The sequence below is a fragment of the Paraburkholderia dipogonis genome, assembly GCF_042680985.1.
In the GTDB taxonomy this organism is placed as follows: Bacteria; Pseudomonadota; Gammaproteobacteria; order Burkholderiales; family Burkholderiaceae; genus Paraburkholderia; species Paraburkholderia phytofirmans.
The window spans coordinates 18,683-34,014 of the sequence record NZ_JBHUFR010000012.1; the positions used below are offsets into that span (position 1 = coordinate 18,683).

Below are 15,332 nucleotides of genomic sequence, written 5' to 3' on the forward strand. Positions count from 1 at the left end.
TTCGATCCATCAAAGATCGTACAACAGGTTGATCGCATTCCCACTCGCGACCGCATGGGAACGCTCGACGCGATCTCCCGCGCCCGCGGTCCTTTCGATCTGGAATTCATCGGTGTGTTGTCTCGCAGTCCGGGGCTCTCGTGCGCAAAATTATTTCTTCACGGTGCAACGCATAAGGGGAGGTGCGCTGTGTTCGCCCTGACCCGATTGACCTGTTCCCCCCTGTCTTGCATCTGGTTTTGCACCGCCATGACGACGGCATGCCTGACCGGTTTTTTCTGCACGGAGGGAGTCGCCGCTTCTCCGGCAGCGGCGTCTGGCGTTGCTTCCGTGTCGGCGCCGACCACCGCGACGGCGAAGGAAAAGCGTGCTGCAACTGGCAGCGCGGCCGCGCCAATCGACTTTCCCGCGATCGTCGAACGCTATGGGCCGGCTGTCGTGAATATCCGCGCGACAGTGCCGGTGAATGCGCCCGCGAGCGCGACGGCCGCTTCGGGTCCCGACTCCGAAGCGATCGATGGTGACGATCCCATCTTCGCGTTCTTCAAGCAGGCGTTGCCACAATCGCAGGACGGCCTGGGCGCTACACCGCACGCGATGTCCGGCGTCGGATCAGGCTTCATCGTGAGCCCGAACGGTCTCATTCTGACGACGGCGCATGTCGTCGATCAGTCGGATGACGTGACCGTGCGCCTGACCGACCGGCGCGAGTTCAAGGCAAAAATCGTGGCCGTCGATACGCAAAGGGATATCGCCGTGATCCAGATCGACGGGACGAAGCTGACTTTGCAAAAACAAGGGTATCGCGGTTCTCGTCTCAGCATCCGCTGACATTTCTACGGGTTTGTCGAGACCTGGGCGACAACGCCACTGGTCAAATCGCCATAACCGCGGCCAGTTCGAGCCGCCTCTGAGCATCCCGCGATTTCCTCCCTCGAGGATTGTTGGACGCCCGCCGGCGCCAGGGTAGTCACACGCCTGCGGTTTGGGGCAGGCGTCCAACAATCCTTAACGTAAGCGGACCTTTCGCGGAGGCGCAAAGATCGTCGCTCAAGTAGCTGCTTCATACCGATTGCTTCATACCGATCAGCGGACCTTCAGCGTGGCCATCCACTCGGTAACCTGCTTCCGTCGAACGATATTAGATGGAACTGTTTGTTTGCGCGTGTCAACGGGCGTGTAGTCGGCTGACGACTAGCCGGGTACCGTTCACGTCGGCCGTTCAGTCGTGTTAAATGCAGGAGGACTCGAGCAGCTCATACGATGCTGCCGGTTCCCGCTCGCTATTTCAGCGCTTGCTCAAACGTTTCCCGGAGCGACGTATGCAGTTTTTACGGTCGTGTAGAACTCGCGCGCATAGGTGCCTTGTTCACGGGGACCCAGGCTCGAACCTTTGCGCCCGCCGAACGGAACGTGGTAATCGACGCCCGCGGTCGCCGTATTGATCATTACCATACCGGCCTGTACGTGACGCTTGAAATGGCTCGCATGAGCCAGCGACATGGTGCAGATGCCGGCGGAGAGGCCGAATGGCGAGTCGTTGGCTACGGCAAGCGCTTCCTCGTAGTCCGCGACCTTGATGACGGAAGCGACAGGGCCGAACACTTCCTCCCTGTTGATCGTCATCGCCGGGGTCGTGTTGGTCACGAGAGCGGGTGCCAGGAAAAAACCTTCGGTTGTCGACGTAACACGTTCACCGCCAAACACCGATCCGCCTTCGGTGCGTGCCATTTCGATATAACGCTCGTCCTGTTCCAATTGTTTGGCATCGACAACGGGACCGATCTGCGTCGATGCATCCAGCGCGTTCCCGATCTTCAGGCTACGCATGCGCGCCAGCATGGCCTCGACCAAGCGGTCGTGGATGCCGCTCGTCACGATCAGGCGGCTAGAAGCTGTACATCGCTGGCCGGTGGAGTAGAACGCGCCGTTGATACACGCTTCGACGGCGACGTCGAGATCCGCGTCGTCGAGCACGACCATCGGGTTCTTGCCGCCCATCTCGAGCTGGAATTTCTTACCGGCGGCGACGCATTTCGCGGCGATCGCCTGGCCGGTCCCAACCGAGCCGGTGAAGCTGATGGCATCCACGCCGGCTGACATGACGAGTGTTTCGCCGACGATCGAACCCGTGCCCATGACCAGATTGATGACCCCCGCCGGGGCGCCGGCTTCGGCGATGATCTTGACAAGTTCCCATACGCTGCCCGGCACGAGTTCCGCCGGCTTGATGACCACGCAGTTTCCATAGGCGAGCGCGGGCGCGATCTTCCAGGCGGGAATAGCGATCGGGAAGTTCCACGGCGTGATCAGACCGATGACGCCCACCGGTTCGCGCGTGACCTCAACTGTCAGTCCCGGGCGAACGGACGGCAAAATCTCGCCGCCGCCCCGCAATGCCTCGCCCGCGAAAAATTTGAAAATCTGTCCGGCGCGTCCCACTTCGCCGACTGCTTCGGCGAGCGTTTTCCCTTCCTCGCGTGCCAGCAGCTTACCGAGTTCGTTTTTGCGCGCAAGGATGGTGCTGCCGGCCTGGTCGAGCAGGTCAAAGCGCTGCTGTGGGGTACTGAGCGACCAGGTGCGATAGGCTGAGCGTGCAGACGCGATTGCTTTCTGTGTCTGATCTGCGCTGGCCCGTGCGAAATGGCCGATCACGTCGCTCGTGTCCGAAGGGTTCACATTAGGAGCGAAGTCGTTGCCATCGACCCATCCGCCGCCAATGAAGTTCTTGAATTGCGTCATCGTAAATCCGTCAGTGAGTGGATGTCTGCCTGATCAACCGAGGTTCAGCAGTGAGCGCTCGGCGAGATTGGCGTACAGCGCACGCACGCCGAATGTCCACGGAGCGATCTCGGTCGACAGTCGCACGGTGTTCACGAGCGCGCCAAGCGGAGGGGCGCTGATCGTCACGCGGTCGCCGAGGTGATGCGTAAAGCCGCCACCCGGCGCATCGCGATCCTTGATCGGAGAGAACATCGTGCCTAGGAACAACATGAAGCCATCAGGATACTGATGGTGCTTGCCCCAGGTCTGACTCACCAGGTCAAGAGGGTCACGGCTGATCTCCTGCATATGGCTGACGCCTTCGAGCACGAAGCCGTCGTCGGTACCTTCCACGCACAACGAAACACTTGTTTCCCGGATCGTGTCCAGCGTGAACAGTCCGTCGAACAGGCGGATAAACGGACCGATCGCGCATGAGCCGTTGTTGTCCTTGCATTTGCCCAGCAGCAGTGCGGAGCGGCCTTCGATGTCGCGCAGATTGACGTCGTTACCCAGTGTGGCGCCCACCGCTTCGCCCGTGCTGTTGACTGCGAGGACGATCTCCGGCTCTGGGTTGTTCCACTTTGAAGCAGGCAGCAAGCCGATATCGGCACCGAGTCCGACTGAAGACATAGGCTGCGCCTTCGAAAACACCTCTGCATCGGGGCCGATTCCGACTTCCATGTACTGCGACCATGCACCGCGTCGCTGCAGTTCTTCCTTGAGCTTGACGGCAGCTTCTGAGCCGGGTTTGATCTTCGACAGATCGGTGCCGATCAGACGCGTGATCGCAGCGCGTACTTCCTCAGCCTTCGCAGGGTCGCCGCCTGCCTGCTCTTCAATGACGCGTTCAAGAAGGCTCACGGCAAACGTCACGCCACAGGCTTTGATGGCTTGCAGATCGCAGGGAGCCAGGAGGTGGGGTTGATCCTCTTCCCGTTGTGCGGCGACGGTGGCTTCGATCAGATTGCCGACATGACCCAGAGATTCGCCCGAAGCCTGCCTGACGAGTTCGACCAGATCCTGGCGATCGAAAAGATCGGACACGGTTGATGCGAGGCGAGAGACATCGAATACTTCGCCGCCGCGAACGGCAACGACGCACGGTCCCGCACCGCTTTTCGTTTGACGCCACACGCGGCCAACAAGCAGGGCGCCGTCGAGATCGTCAGGCAGATAGCTGGAATATGAGGTCATGAACGGATCCAATGTGCATTGAAAGTGTTGGCGATCGTAGCCGCAATAAGTAGCCGCAATAAGGATAAAACTTTGGTGATGCTAGAAGCGGTGGACGATACCCACGCCTGCTGCAAACATGCTGCGCGACGACGACGGAGCCGACTGGAAGCCATCGCCGATGGATGCCGTTGCATTGATCTGCCGGTTGGTCGGGCCACCCGGGAACGTCGGCGTGCCGAGCGTCCGACCGTTCGCGCGCTGGAATGCTTCGAGCGCGTAGAAGCCGGTGCGCTTGGATATCGCGTAGTACTGGGACAGGTTGAACTGATGATACGACGCTGCGTCGTCGACACCGTTCGCCTTGCTCGCCCACGTGTAGCTATAGCCGGCAGCGAAGTCCCATGCCGTCGCGGGCTTCCAGTGCAGCACCGTGCCGGCGGTGTTGAAAACCTGCTCGTCGGTGAACTTCGACAGCACGCCCGGGATGTACTGAACGTTTGTGTACGTTGCCGAGAGATCCCACGCGCTGTTGAATACATAGCCGAGGCCGACCGCGAAGCGATTCTGCGCCTGCGCACCCTGATAGCCGTTCGTCACAGCCGACACGCCCGATTGGCCAGCCGTATTCATCGTTGAATCCGCACCGTAGACGCCGCCGCCGACGGTTGAGTTGTTGATGCGCGAGAACGCAACCGTACCGCCGATCGGGCCCTGCTGATACTGGATCGCTGCCGACCACGTCGAACCGCGATACACGCTGTCCGGCACGCCTGCGAGCGAGTACGAGCCGCTGACGGTCAGGCCGTAGAGCTTCGGAGACGTATAGACGATCGAGTTGTTCGCGCGATAGATCGTATCCAATGCGTCCAGATCGCCCGGGTGCGCGCCGAAGTAGCCGGTCAGCCAGTTCGTCGGGCTGTACGGCGCCATCAGTGTGTAGTAAGACGTATACTGGCGACCCAATGTCAGCGTACCGAAGGTCTGGTTCGTCAGACCGATCCAGGCTTGACGGCCGAACATCGCGTTGGCGTATTGCTGTGCACCGTTGTTGGGGTTGAAGCCCGACTCCAACTGGAAGATGGCCTTGGTGCCGCCACCCAGATCTTCTGCGCCCTTCAGGCCGAAGCGGCTGCCCGCCCAGATGCCCGATGCCATCTTGACGTTCGAGCGACCACCGCTCGTCGAGCCGAGCGACGTCTGGCTGCTCTGATAAACGATCGAATCATCGACGATGCCGTACAGCGTGACGCTGCTTTGTGCGAACGCCGGCGCTGCGGCCGCGAAAGCCGTTGCCGCGACGACGGCGGCCTTGGTCACGTCTAAAGTCCTCATTGTGTCTCCTATTGTGGATAAAGCGAGTTACGTCTGCGAGTTACGCCTGTTTAACGAGGTCGGCACCGACGCCTTAAGTGCGCTGCTACTAGTCGCCGGTTACGTCTCGATTTCTCGATTACATGGAAGCCGCCTTCGCCAGCCTGCACGTCCCCGGATATATGAACTTGCGAATTAACTCGGGCACGCGATAAATCAGTAGACCGACATACCTAAGTTGGCGTGAAAGCGCGCGTGACCCAAGCTGCACCGACCGATGACGATCCGTCGGCGCACGACGAGGCGAGGAACTCGTGCACGTTCGAGCCGGCGTCCCGCGCCGAGTCACACGTTCGCATGGACGTCCGATTTGCGTTGTGCCCGAGGACCGATTACGCGGAGCAGGCGGCCGGCGGCGGCTTAAGACCGCACGTTGTGGACAAACCCGGATTCAGCGGCATTCTTGCTCGTCGCGACCATCGATTCACTGCGCAGGCGTTCATATTCGGCCGTTGGTACGGGAATAGCGTTGCGGTCGCCGAGCTCGTCAAGGCGGATACGGTACGTCTCCCGAGTGGTGAACGCGGCGAACGCGGCGACCAGACAAATGCCGAATGTAAGAAGACCGATCTTCAACGGAATGTTGGTGGACCCAGGGGGCGCGACTGCGACGAAAAGTGCGGGGATCAAGGCCGATAAGGTCGTCCCGACATTCTGTCCGATGGCCATTCCCGTCACGCGCACCCGCGGTCGGAAGAGTTCTGGGAACAGGCTCGGGAACACACCGTTGAAGCCCTGGTAGGCGATGCCCCACATGAGCGTGGAAAAAATCAGCGAGAGCCAGAGGCTGTGAATGCTGATCGCGTAGAGAAAGCCGAAGGAAAGCAGGCCGGCGCTCAAGACGCCGACAAGTACCGGCGGCCTGCGGCCAATCCTGTCTGAGAGACTGCCGACGAATGGAATCAGTATGACCGAACAGACGTTACCCAGAACCGGAATCCAGAGATAGACGCCGGCAGGAAAGCCGATACCGTACGCCGGCTGTACTGCGTACGCAGTGCCGAACACCGTAGCGAGAAACACGACGACGGCAGTGAGCGCCATGCAGACGACGCGCAAAACATCGCCCCAATCCTGCCGCAGGACTTCGGCGACCGGTGAGGCCGGAACCTGACCCTGAGCTTGCTCCTGGGCAAAAGTGGGGGTTTCCTGAACCTGGCGGCGGATGATGTAACCGACGATGATAACGACAACACTGAACAGGAACGGAATCCGCCATCCCCAGGAAGCGAACTGATCCTTCGGCATGAAATGAGCGAGGGGCAGGAAGACCCCGAACGCCAGAAGCTGCCCAGCCTGAGACCCCTGGATGGTGAAGCTTGCAAAGTAGCCGCGCCGACCAAACGGTGCATGTTCAAGAATCATGGAACTGGCACCGGAGAGCTCTCCTGCAACGGCGAACCCTTGAACGAGCCGGAGAATGACGAGCAGCACCGGAGCCCAGATGCCGACCTGCCGGTACGTGGGTAAAAGTCCCACGCACATCGTCGAAATGCCCATCAGGAACATGCAGAAAATCAACACTGTCTTTCGACCGTGCCGATCACCGACGTGGCCGAGCACCATAGCGCCTACCGGACGGGCGACATAGCCGACACCGAAAGTCGCCAGTGAAGCGACGATCGCGACTGTCGGATTGCCGGAGGGGAAGAAAAGTTGCGGAAAGACCAATGACGCTGCGGTCGCGTAAATGAGGAAATCGTAGTACTCAAGTGCTGATCCAATCCAGCCGCTGGCCGCTGCTGTTTTCGATTGGCGCAGGCGATTCGGCTCGGCCGGGGTGCTTCGATTCATAACTTGTCTCCGTCTTCGATTGACTTTTCTATGCGCGTTCTCTATTGTTGTAACATCGTTCCATTAAGAACAATGTTATCAACACTATGAAAGTTGTCAAGCGCGCAGTTGACCGTTCCCTGCAAGTCATCGAGTTGTTCGCACGTGAAGCACGCCGGATACGCATGTCCAACGTCGGCGCTGAACTCGAACTGGAGAAAGGCCCAACCCATCGAGTGATTGCGCTGCTGTCCGAGGAGGGCTGGGCGGAACGGGACAAAGACACGTCGCAATACCGTCTGACCTTGAAGCGTTCCGAGCTCGGTCAGCGGTACTTGCGTGGACTCGGCTTGCCGGGGCTGGTGCAGTCGATCCTCGGTGCGGTGGCGGCGCAGTGCCGGGAACTGATTCATTCCGTCAGGCGCTGTCGAAACTGCACTGACAAAGGTAGGGCGGCATGAACGCGCCAGCTGCGACACAGGCCGCCAAGGCTATCGCCAGTCCGCGTGCAGAGGCAGCACGTATTCTTGTGACAGCGCGTCGAAAAGGCGAGCTTGTCGAGCGGCTACCTGTCGACCTGTTGCCTGCGGATGTGGACGACGGTTTTGCCATCCAGCAAGAGGTCAGCTACCAGCTAGGTCAGAGGATCGGCGCATGGAAATGCGCGCTTCCTCAGCCGGGCAAAGTCATCGCCGCGCCGATCTATGACGCTGATATCCGTCGAGGTGACGTATGTCGCATGAGCGGGCCTCCGCGTGCCTTTATGAGGGCAGAGCCCGAACTGGCCTGTCTGCTGAACCGCGACCTGCCCCCACGACGCGAAGCCTATAGCGAAGCTGAAGTGCTCGACGCTCTTGGCCACACGCACCTCGCGCTTGAATTGCTAGGCAGTCGTTATTCGCACCCCGAAACGCTGACGTTCCCTGAACTACTGGCAGACGGCCTGTTCAATGCCGGCCTTGTCATTGGACCCCGCGTTAATTCGATCGGAGGCGCGACGCTGGCCGATCTCCCCGTCGAATTGGACATCAGTCTGGCCAGCGTCGGGGAAGCCGCAGTCACGTTCGCCGGCCGCCATCCTGATCGCAGCTTGCTGGCGCCGATCGTGTGGCTCATCAATTTCCTTCGTGTCCGCGGCCTCGGACTACTTGCGGGCCAGGCTGTTATCACCGGCTCTTACGCGGGTGTGCTGGCATTGCCAATCGGCTGTGAGCTGCGTGTTGGCTTCGGCAACCTCGGCAAATTGCCGATTACTTTTTTGTCCTGATAGGAGCATGAGATGCGTCTCGCCCGTTTCGGCCAGCCTGGCCAGGAGCACCCCGGTATCATCGATTCGAGCGGCGCGATCCGCGATCTGAGCGGCATCGTGAGCGACATTGATGGAACGACTGTCTCGCCAGTCGCTCTTGCAAAGCTGAGCGAACTCGATTTAGATCGTCTACCGGTCGTTGAAGCGGGCACGCGTCTCGGCGCCTGCGTCGGCAACGTCCGTAATCTCGTGTGCATTGGTCTGAACTACTCCGATCATGCTGCCGAAACCGACACGCCGATACCGCGGGAACCTGTGGTGTTCAACAAGCATACGGGCTCCATTAGCGGCCCGAACGACCCGGTCATCTTGCCCGCCGACGCGCAAAAGCTGGATTGGGAGGTCGAACTCGGCGTGGTGATCGGCAAACCCGCCTGGCAGATCGACGAAGCCAACGCGCTAGAACATGTGGCGGGCTACTGCCTTGCGAACGATGTTTCCGAACGCGCGTATCAGCTCGAACGCGAAGGCCAGTGGACCAAGGGTAAAAGCGGATTCTCGTTCGCTCCGCTCGGACCGTGGCTTGTCACGCGTGATGAAATTCCCGACCCGCAGGTTCTGGACCTGTGGCTCGACGTCAACGGCACGCGTCGTCAGACTGGCAACACGCGGACCATGATCTTCAATATCGCGCATATCGTGGCGTATCTCAGCCGCTTCATGCCTTTAATGGCGGGCGACGTGATTATTACGGGCACGCCTCCTGGCGTAGGCCTCGGTCAGAAACCGCCGGTCTTTCTCAAAGCAGGCGACACGATGACGCTTGGCGGCAGCGGACTCGGCGAGCAGACACAAAAGGTTGTGCCGTACGTAGATACACTCGGCGCGGCCTGGGGCCGCGGCGAGTATCCCTCGGCATAGGACTATTCGATTTGTTAAAGGGAGGAGATATGAGCCTTGCTGGAACTGGCGTCGTCGCAATCTGGCATGACCTGCTGCCGGAAGCGAAGGATGAATTCTACGAGTGGCACAACCGTGAGCACATGCCCGAACGCGCCGGGATTCCCGGGTTCAGGCGTGGTCGGCGCTTCATCGCACTGAATGCGGGTCCTGAATACTTCAATCTTTACGAGGCCGACACGGTAGAGGTTCTTGGCGCGCAGGACTACCTTTCTCGACTCAATACGCCGACGCCGTGGACCCGGCAGGTGGTCGCCTCGTTTCGCAGCGTCGCGCGCTCAATCTGTCACGTCGCCTATTCGGACGGTGTAGGGCAGGGTAGCTATCTCATGACTGTACGCTTCGACGTGCCTTCGGATGCACGGGCAGACGTCGTGAAGGGTTTGCGTCAGCGCGTGCTGCCGTCCCTCGTGGATCTGCCGGGTATCACGGGCGTGCACCTGTGCCTTGCCGACGAAGCGATCAGCAAGGTGGAGACGGCGGAGAAAAAGGCGCGTTCAGAAGGTACGCAGGTACCTACATGGATCGTGTTAGTCGAAGGGTGCCGGGCAGACTATGTCCGTTCAGCGGTGGACCGTTTAGTTTCGGGACTCGCTTCATTGCCCCAACCCGGCGCGACAGCACCGGACACGACGCTCTATCAACTCGAGTACACGCGCTGCAAAACGCCCTGGAGCGCTGGCTAAGCGGTCAAGCGTCGTCGATCACCGCTTCACTGCCCGTCGCGCGAATGCCACGTGATTACGCGCGACCGGCCTCCACCCTGAGAAACGTAGGAGTAGTGCCATGTCGTTGAATATCGCCGACACGTCCGCCCCATCCACCCCGTCGATGTCGGCTCGTGTCATACGGCTCAGTCCTGCCGACGATGTTGTTATCGCGCTCGAACAGCTTGTTTCCGGCACGGTGATCGACAAAGAAGCGGTGACGGTGTCAGGACTGATTCCGCCCGGTCACAAAGTGGCGACACGTGACATCCGTCAGGGTGAGGCGGTGCACCGCTACGGCCAGGTAATCGGTTTTGCAAGTCAGCCAATTCGCGCGGGGCAGCATGTACACACCCACAACCTGGCGATGGGCGACTTTGCGCGCGACTACGCGTTCGGGCAGGCTGCGCGTCCAACTCTACCCTCGAACCGGCCCGCAACATTCCAGGGCATCGTCCGCGCGGACGGCCGTGTGGCCACGCGCAACTACATCGGAATCCTCACCTCGGTGAATTGCTCAGCCACGGTTGCGCGGGCCATTGCTGACCATTTTCGCCGCGACATCCATCCCAAAGAACTGGCTGAGTTTCCGAACGTCGATGGCGTTATCGCGCTCACGCATGGTTCCGGTTGCGCCATCGACTCTGAGGGCGATGGTCTCGCAATACTGCAGCGCACGATTGGCGGCTATGCATGCCATCCGAACTTTGCGAGCGTGCTGGTCGTCGGTCTGGGGTGTGAAACCAATCAGATCCCGCGATTACTCGAGACGCAGGGACTTCGGGAACACGACCGCTTGCGAACGTTCACGATTCAGGACAGCGGTGGTACGACATCGACGATTGCAAAGGGTGTCGAACTGGTTCGGCGCATGTTGCCCGAAGCAAACGACGTGCGGCGGGAGGCGGTCAGCGCAAGTCACCTCACGGTCGGTCTTCAATGCGGCGGGTCGGACGGGTATTCTGGTATTACGGCCAATCCGGTGCTGGGCGCAGCCGTTGATTTGCTCGTACGGCACGGCGGCACCGCGATTCTCTCTGAGACGCCCGAAATCTATGGCGCGGAGCACTTGCTAACGCGCCGCGCCGTAACGCCCGAGGTGGGCCGAAAGCTGCTTGATCGCATCAAGTGGTGGGAAGCCTACGCGAATCGCCAAGGGGCGCAAATGAACAACAATCCGTCGGCGGGCAACAAGGCGGGTGGCTTGACGACCGTCCTCGAAAAATCGCTGGGAGGCATTGCGAAAGCCGGCTCGACCAATCTGACCGAGGTGTACGAATATGCTCAGCCGGTCACGGCGCGCGGCCTGGTTTTTATGGACACGCCGGGCTACGACCCGGTGTCGGCTACGGGCCAGGTGGCCGGCGGGGCGAACCTGATCTGCTTCACGACGGGACGTGGTTCAGCTTACGGCTGCGCGCCCACGCCATCCGTCAAGCTTGCGACGAACACGGCACTATGGCAACGACAGTCCGACGATATGGATCTGAACTGCGGAGAGGTGTTGGAAGGGAGAACGACGATCGAGCAACTGGGCGGAGTGCTTTTCGAATTGCTGCTGGATGTCGCTTCGGGGAACCGTACTCGCAGTGAGCAGCATGGTTACGGACAGAGCGAATTCGTACCTTGGCAAATTAGCGCAATCATGTGAGCGCGCATTAATATCATTCGAGCCACGCAATGCTGCCAGGCGGACAGTGGCTTCTCTCGGAGCAGGCGCGGCGGTGATCTGTAAGCCCATAAGGGCGTCACTCACCGCTTCTGCGCGGCGTCGTTTGTAGCAGTTCCTGCAACTCACGCTTGTAGAAGCGAGCCAGCCCGGTGGTGCCGTGGCCGCACGTGTCCTCGCTCGCAGGAATAAGATGCAGCCGTCCGTTGGGAACAAGTTGCATCGCACGCTCCATCAGGCCGGTCTCCGGCGGATAGCGTTCGTCGTCGGCAGCGTTAATGGCCAGGACCGTAGCCTTGATGTTTTCCAGTCCGGGAGCCGGGTTATAGCCGCGCGAAGCACCCCATTGATATAGAAAGTCGTTGGCATCCAATGTGAACGGCTGAGCCAGCCTGGCGTCGACGTACTTGTCGGCCAGGTCGATCGTCGGGGCCGCCTTCTGGTAGGCAAGCGTCCCACCGTTAGTGGCCAGTGCAAAAAACGCGTTGTAAAAGCGCAAGGAACTGGGCTGGCTGGTGTAATCACCGTCCCGGTACTCCGGGTCGTTTCGGACCATCTCGATGAGCATGCGGCGCAGCATCCAGTTGCGGCCGGACATCTCCGTCGGTTGCGACGCCATTGGCACGAGCGCATCCATAAAGTCCGGATACCGCACACCCCAGATCCATGCGTGCATACCGCCCATCGAGTTACCGATCAGCAGGCGCAGGTGCCGAATTCGAAGGTGCTCGGTCAGCAGTCTGTGCTGGGCGAGCACCATGTCGTCGTAGTTGTAAGCCGGAAATCGTATGCGCAGTCCGTCGGACGGTTTGGACGATCCACCGGCTCCGATCGCGTCCGGAAGGATGATGAAATACTTGCCGGCATCGAGCGGCTGTCCGGGACCGAACAGCTCTCCCGCAAAATCAGGTGTCAGCATACTGGCACCAGTGCCCGTCGTGCCGTGCAGGATCAGGACCGGCTCACCGGATGGGGCGCCGACGGTGCGGTAATGTAGCCTCAACTCCGGCATCACCTCGCCGGTGTTGAAGCGGAAATCGCGCGCGATCCAGTCCGCTTCCTTCGGCGAAGGGTAGTTGCCCGCATTGCAATGACCTGTTTGCAGCATGAGCTTGCGATCCGGGCAGCCCGTCACTTGGGAATCGGCTCGAGAGTTTGAAGCGCACCCCCTTGCCTGGCCGATGCGTAGGCCGCATCCATGACTTGCATCATCAGCTCTGCATCGCGCAATGACGCGATTGGCCTGGCGCCAGTGCGGCACTCGGCGAGTACCCGCTTGACGAACAAGGGGTAGTAGATGTCAGTTTCAAGCTGGACGCGGCGGCTTCGCGTGCCTGCGGAAAGGTTGTTTCTGTCGCGTATTTCGATTCGGTCCGGGCCGGATTTCGCGTACATACGATCGGATGCCACAGTGAACGAAAATTCGCGCTGCTCGTCGGCGGTACTGGGAAAGCTATATCCCGTTTCCACCAGGCCGATCACGCCGTCTTCGGTCTGCATGGTCAGCAGGGAATAGTCCTCAACCGCGCCCCGATGCGTTCTTGAGTTCATCGTAGCGGAGACTCGGGCGATCTTCTTGCCAGTGAGCAATCTGAACAGGTCGATGAAATGAGTAGCGACGTTGATCGTCGATCCGCCGCCGGAATACTCGGGATCGAGCGCCCAGCCGGCGCCTGCTGCTTCGTACCGGCTGGGTGGTCCCACGATGAAACGGAACGACATGTAATTGAAATCCGACGGTATGCGCCCCTCGGCATCTTCGATTGAGCTCAGCAATTCGCTCATTCGAAAGATCAACGGTACTGCGCAATAAAGATTGGCTTGCTCAGTCAGTGCACGAAGCCGGGTGACCTGCGACAGGTTGATACCGCACGGTTTCTCCAGCGCGAACGGAATGTTTCGTGCGATCACGGCCTCAGCGAGTGCCGGCATTTCGGAATGCCGCCCGAACACAAATGCGAAATCGACTTCCTCATGTTCCAGCAGTTCATAGGCCGACGAATACAACTTGCTTCCGAAGCGTGCGGCAATAGCCTCTCCCTTGACATGCTCTGCATCCGACACGGCGACCACTTCAATCCCCGGCGCCTCCAGCGCATCAAGATAGAGCGGGACATGCCAATGGCTGACCTCCAGCAAGGCGACTCTCATACGCATTCTCCTTTAAAAATTTTCAATCACTTCATGCTTCGAAATCGAATAGGTGGCGACTGCCGGCTTCGGGCGCTTTCCTTTTATGTTCTGACTCCACCGTCAGGCATTCCTGCCCGGCGCTTGTCGCGGGCCGGCGTCGGGTGCTGATCGTCCATCGGGGCGGTAATCGAAGCCCAGAAACCTGAGTGCATAGAAGGCCTGCCCCTGATGCATCGGGCCGCCGTCCTGGGTGCGGCAACCGCGCGCTTGCGCGGCGCGGCGAAGCGGCGTTGGCTCGGCCGAATTGATGATGTCGACGACGATGGCGCCGGGAGCCAGCCGCTCCGGATCGACCGGCATGGCATCGTTTGCTCTCATGCCGAGCGGCGTGGCATTGATCACGACCTCGAATCCTTGCGGGTCGGGTGGCCCCGAACGCGCGTCGCATCCTGTTTCGGCAGCGACGGATGCCGCAAGGTCGCCAGCCCGGGCCTCATCGACGTCGGATATGGTTAGCCTGCTAGCGCCAGCGGCTGCGACCGCAAATGCGATGGCGCTACCAGCGCCTCCGGCGCCAACGAGAAGCACGGACTTATTCGCCGGATGGTTGCCTTCCCACTGCATCCCAAGAACGCAACCGACGCCATCGAATATCGCGCCAACCCAGCGGCCATCCGGTTCGCAGCGAATGACGTTGAGCGCCCCGACCTGACGGGCAGTCGGATCAAGTTCGTCGACAAGCGCGAGCATTCGTTGTTTATGAGGCATGGTGACCAGCATGCCGGACAGATTGCCCATCGCTCGCGCACCGCTGACGAAGGCCGGCAGATTTGCCGCGTTGACCCAGAACGGAACGCAAACCGCGTCCACGCGCTGTTCAGTAAAAAGCTGGTTCAATAACTGTGGCGACTTGGCGGCCGTCAGTGGATCGCCCACCAACCCATAAAGTCGCGTTTTTCCTGTGATATGTGGATCCATTGCGGTGTGGTGTTTGATGTTGGCTAATGGCGCAGTCTTGTACGGGTGTAACGCCCGTCAGTTCCACGGCGCCGGCGGTACGTCAAGATCCCAGGTCCCGTAGTGGGCGGGCTCGTTGATCTCGATGACCTCCAGGTCGTCGGAGCGTCCCATGACGTTGTGCGGCACGCCGGCGGGCTGCGACAGGCACTCTCCGGCCTTGAGCGTGACGTCGCCTTCTACGCCTGCGAAACGGAACGTGACAGATCCGCGGAGCACATACAGATAGTGCCCGGTCATGTCGTGCCAGTGCCAGCCAGTAGGATCGGTGAACGGCTTCAGCGCACGAATGTGCTTCGCGCCGATGCGACCGTTCGTCACCGCGGCGAGTCCGAGGTCGCGGTACTCAGAATCGGCGCGCAGGCCTTCCTGGTTCCACGGCGCCTCGGCCGCGCTGATGCGCGCAAATGCGCTCAGCGCTTGCGCGAGCTCGCGTGGGCCGTCGTAACGGGGGGTGTCTTCGTTGTGCATGTGCATATCCTCTGTATAGCGTCAATGTGTTCGCACCGGC

Annotated in this window: 13 protein-coding genes and 1 pseudogene; 6 read left to right on the forward strand and 8 right to left on the reverse strand. The window is 60.3% G+C overall.

From position 1 onward, the window contains the following. Positions 1-207: 207 nt before the first annotated feature. A pseudogene (locus ACFSNN_RS17270) lies at positions 208-801 on the forward strand (trypsin-like peptidase domain-containing protein); the annotation flags it as partial. Positions 802-1,299: 498 nt separating this feature from the next. Here ACFSNN_RS17270 and ACFSNN_RS17275 read toward each other — a convergent pair. The 4 genes from ACFSNN_RS17275 to ACFSNN_RS17290 form a co-directional block, all read right to left on the reverse strand. Further along, positions 1,300-2,742 carry an aldehyde dehydrogenase family protein gene (locus tag ACFSNN_RS17275; RefSeq protein ID WP_134465822.1) on the reverse strand — a complete coding sequence of 481 codons (1,443 nt, stop codon included), beginning with the start codon at positions 2,740-2,742 and terminating at the stop codon, positions 1,300-1,302. A gap of 33 nt (positions 2,743-2,775) precedes the next feature. Then, positions 2,776-3,960, reverse strand: a complete 1,185-nt coding sequence (locus ACFSNN_RS17280; protein ID WP_134465823.1) for a fumarylacetoacetate hydrolase family protein — start codon at positions 3,958-3,960, stop codon at positions 2,776-2,778. Between the two features lie 81 nt (positions 3,961-4,041). Beyond that, a complete protein-coding gene (locus ACFSNN_RS17285; protein ID WP_134465824.1) occupies positions 4,042-5,274 on the reverse strand; it encodes a porin in 1,233 nt (410 codons plus the stop codon). Positions 5,275-5,673: 399 nt separating this feature from the next. Then, the gene (locus tag ACFSNN_RS17290; RefSeq protein WP_134465825.1) at positions 5,674-7,107 is read right to left on the reverse strand and encodes an MFS transporter; all 1,434 of its coding nucleotides are present in this window, start codon (positions 7,105-7,107) and stop codon (positions 5,674-5,676) included. An 86-nt stretch (positions 7,108-7,193) separates the two neighbouring features. On the opposite strand from ACFSNN_RS17290, the gene ACFSNN_RS17295 reads away from it, so the two are divergent. The 5 genes from ACFSNN_RS17295 (at position 7,194) to ACFSNN_RS17315 (ending at position 11,653) form a co-directional block, all read left to right on the forward strand. Beyond that, positions 7,194-7,547: a helix-turn-helix domain-containing protein gene (locus tag ACFSNN_RS17295; RefSeq protein WP_134465826.1), complete on the forward strand. Its 354-nt coding sequence runs from the start codon at positions 7,194-7,196 to the stop codon at positions 7,545-7,547. After that, the gene (locus tag ACFSNN_RS17300; protein ID WP_134465827.1) at positions 7,544-8,353 is read left to right on the forward strand and encodes a 2-keto-4-pentenoate hydratase; all 810 of its coding nucleotides are present in this window, start codon (positions 7,544-7,546) and stop codon (positions 8,351-8,353) included. Before ACFSNN_RS17295 ends, ACFSNN_RS17300 begins: the two co-directional genes overlap by 4 nt. Before the next feature lie 12 nt (positions 8,354-8,365). After that, positions 8,366-9,256: a fumarylacetoacetate hydrolase family protein gene (locus tag ACFSNN_RS17305; protein WP_134465828.1), complete on the forward strand. Its 891-nt coding sequence runs from the start codon at positions 8,366-8,368 to the stop codon at positions 9,254-9,256. A gap of 29 nt (positions 9,257-9,285) precedes the next feature. Next, positions 9,286-9,981, forward strand: a complete 696-nt coding sequence (locus tag ACFSNN_RS17310; RefSeq protein ID WP_134465829.1) for a hypothetical protein — start codon at positions 9,286-9,288, stop codon at positions 9,979-9,981. A gap of 100 nt (positions 9,982-10,081) precedes the next feature. After that, positions 10,082-11,653: a UxaA family hydrolase gene (locus ACFSNN_RS17315; protein ID WP_134465830.1), complete on the forward strand. Its 1,572-nt coding sequence runs from the start codon at positions 10,082-10,084 to the stop codon at positions 11,651-11,653. Positions 11,654-11,750: 97 nt separating this feature from the next. Here the strand turns inward: ACFSNN_RS17315 and ACFSNN_RS17320 are convergent, their stop codons facing one another. The 4 genes from ACFSNN_RS17320 to ACFSNN_RS17335 form a co-directional block, all read right to left on the reverse strand. Next, the gene (locus ACFSNN_RS17320) at positions 11,751-12,779 is read right to left on the reverse strand and encodes an alpha/beta fold hydrolase (RefSeq protein ID WP_134465831.1); all 1,029 of its coding nucleotides are present in this window, start codon (positions 12,777-12,779) and stop codon (positions 11,751-11,753) included. A 23-nt stretch (positions 12,780-12,802) separates the two neighbouring features. Further along, positions 12,803-13,822 (reverse strand): Gfo/Idh/MocA family protein, encoded by a 1,020-nt coding sequence (locus ACFSNN_RS17325; protein ID WP_134465832.1) that lies wholly within the window; start codon positions 13,820-13,822, stop codon positions 12,803-12,805. Between the two features lie 102 nt (positions 13,823-13,924). Further along, entirely contained in the window at positions 13,925-14,782 is an 858-nt protein-coding gene (locus ACFSNN_RS17330; RefSeq protein ID WP_134465833.1) for a shikimate dehydrogenase family protein, read from the reverse strand. A gap of 57 nt (positions 14,783-14,839) precedes the next feature. Further along, complete coding sequence (locus tag ACFSNN_RS17335; RefSeq protein ID WP_134465834.1) at positions 14,840-15,292, reverse strand: cupin domain-containing protein; 453 nt, start codon at positions 15,290-15,292, stop codon at positions 14,840-14,842. Between the last annotated feature and the right edge of the window lie 40 nt (positions 15,293-15,332).

Bases quoted from the DNA above. Each gene is read 5' to 3' on its own strand.
- ACFSNN_RS17275 (WP_134465822.1), bottom strand. From the start codon at position 2,742: ATGACGCAATTCAAGAACTTCATTGGCGGCGGATGGGTCGATGGCAAC.
- ACFSNN_RS17280 (WP_134465823.1), bottom strand. From the start codon at position 3,960: ATGACCTCATATTCCAGCTATCTGCCTGACGATCTCGACGGCGCCCTG.
- ACFSNN_RS17285 (WP_134465824.1), bottom strand. From the start codon at position 5,274: ATGAGGACTTTAGACGTGACCAAGGCCGCCGTCGTCGCGGCAACGGCT.
- ACFSNN_RS17290 (WP_134465825.1), bottom strand. From the start codon at position 7,107: ATGAATCGAAGCACCCCGGCCGAGCCGAATCGCCTGCGCCAATCGAAA.
- ACFSNN_RS17295 (WP_134465826.1), top strand. From the start codon at position 7,194: ATGAAAGTTGTCAAGCGCGCAGTTGACCGTTCCCTGCAAGTCATCGAG.
- ACFSNN_RS17300 (WP_134465827.1), top strand. From the start codon at position 7,544: ATGAACGCGCCAGCTGCGACACAGGCCGCCAAGGCTATCGCCAGTCCG.
- ACFSNN_RS17305 (WP_134465828.1), top strand. From the start codon at position 8,366: ATGCGTCTCGCCCGTTTCGGCCAGCCTGGCCAGGAGCACCCCGGTATC.
- ACFSNN_RS17310 (WP_134465829.1), top strand. From the start codon at position 9,286: ATGAGCCTTGCTGGAACTGGCGTCGTCGCAATCTGGCATGACCTGCTG.
- ACFSNN_RS17315 (WP_134465830.1), top strand. From the start codon at position 10,082: ATGTCGTTGAATATCGCCGACACGTCCGCCCCATCCACCCCGTCGATG.
- ACFSNN_RS17320 (WP_134465831.1), bottom strand. From the start codon at position 12,779: ATGCTGCAAACAGGTCATTGCAATGCGGGCAACTACCCTTCGCCGAAG.
- ACFSNN_RS17325 (WP_134465832.1), bottom strand. From the start codon at position 13,822: ATGAGAGTCGCCTTGCTGGAGGTCAGCCATTGGCATGTCCCGCTCTAT.
- ACFSNN_RS17330 (WP_134465833.1), bottom strand. From the start codon at position 14,782: ATGGATCCACATATCACAGGAAAAACGCGACTTTATGGGTTGGTGGGC.
- ACFSNN_RS17335 (WP_134465834.1), bottom strand. From the start codon at position 15,292: ATGCACAACGAAGACACCCCCCGTTACGACGGCCCACGCGAGCTCGCG.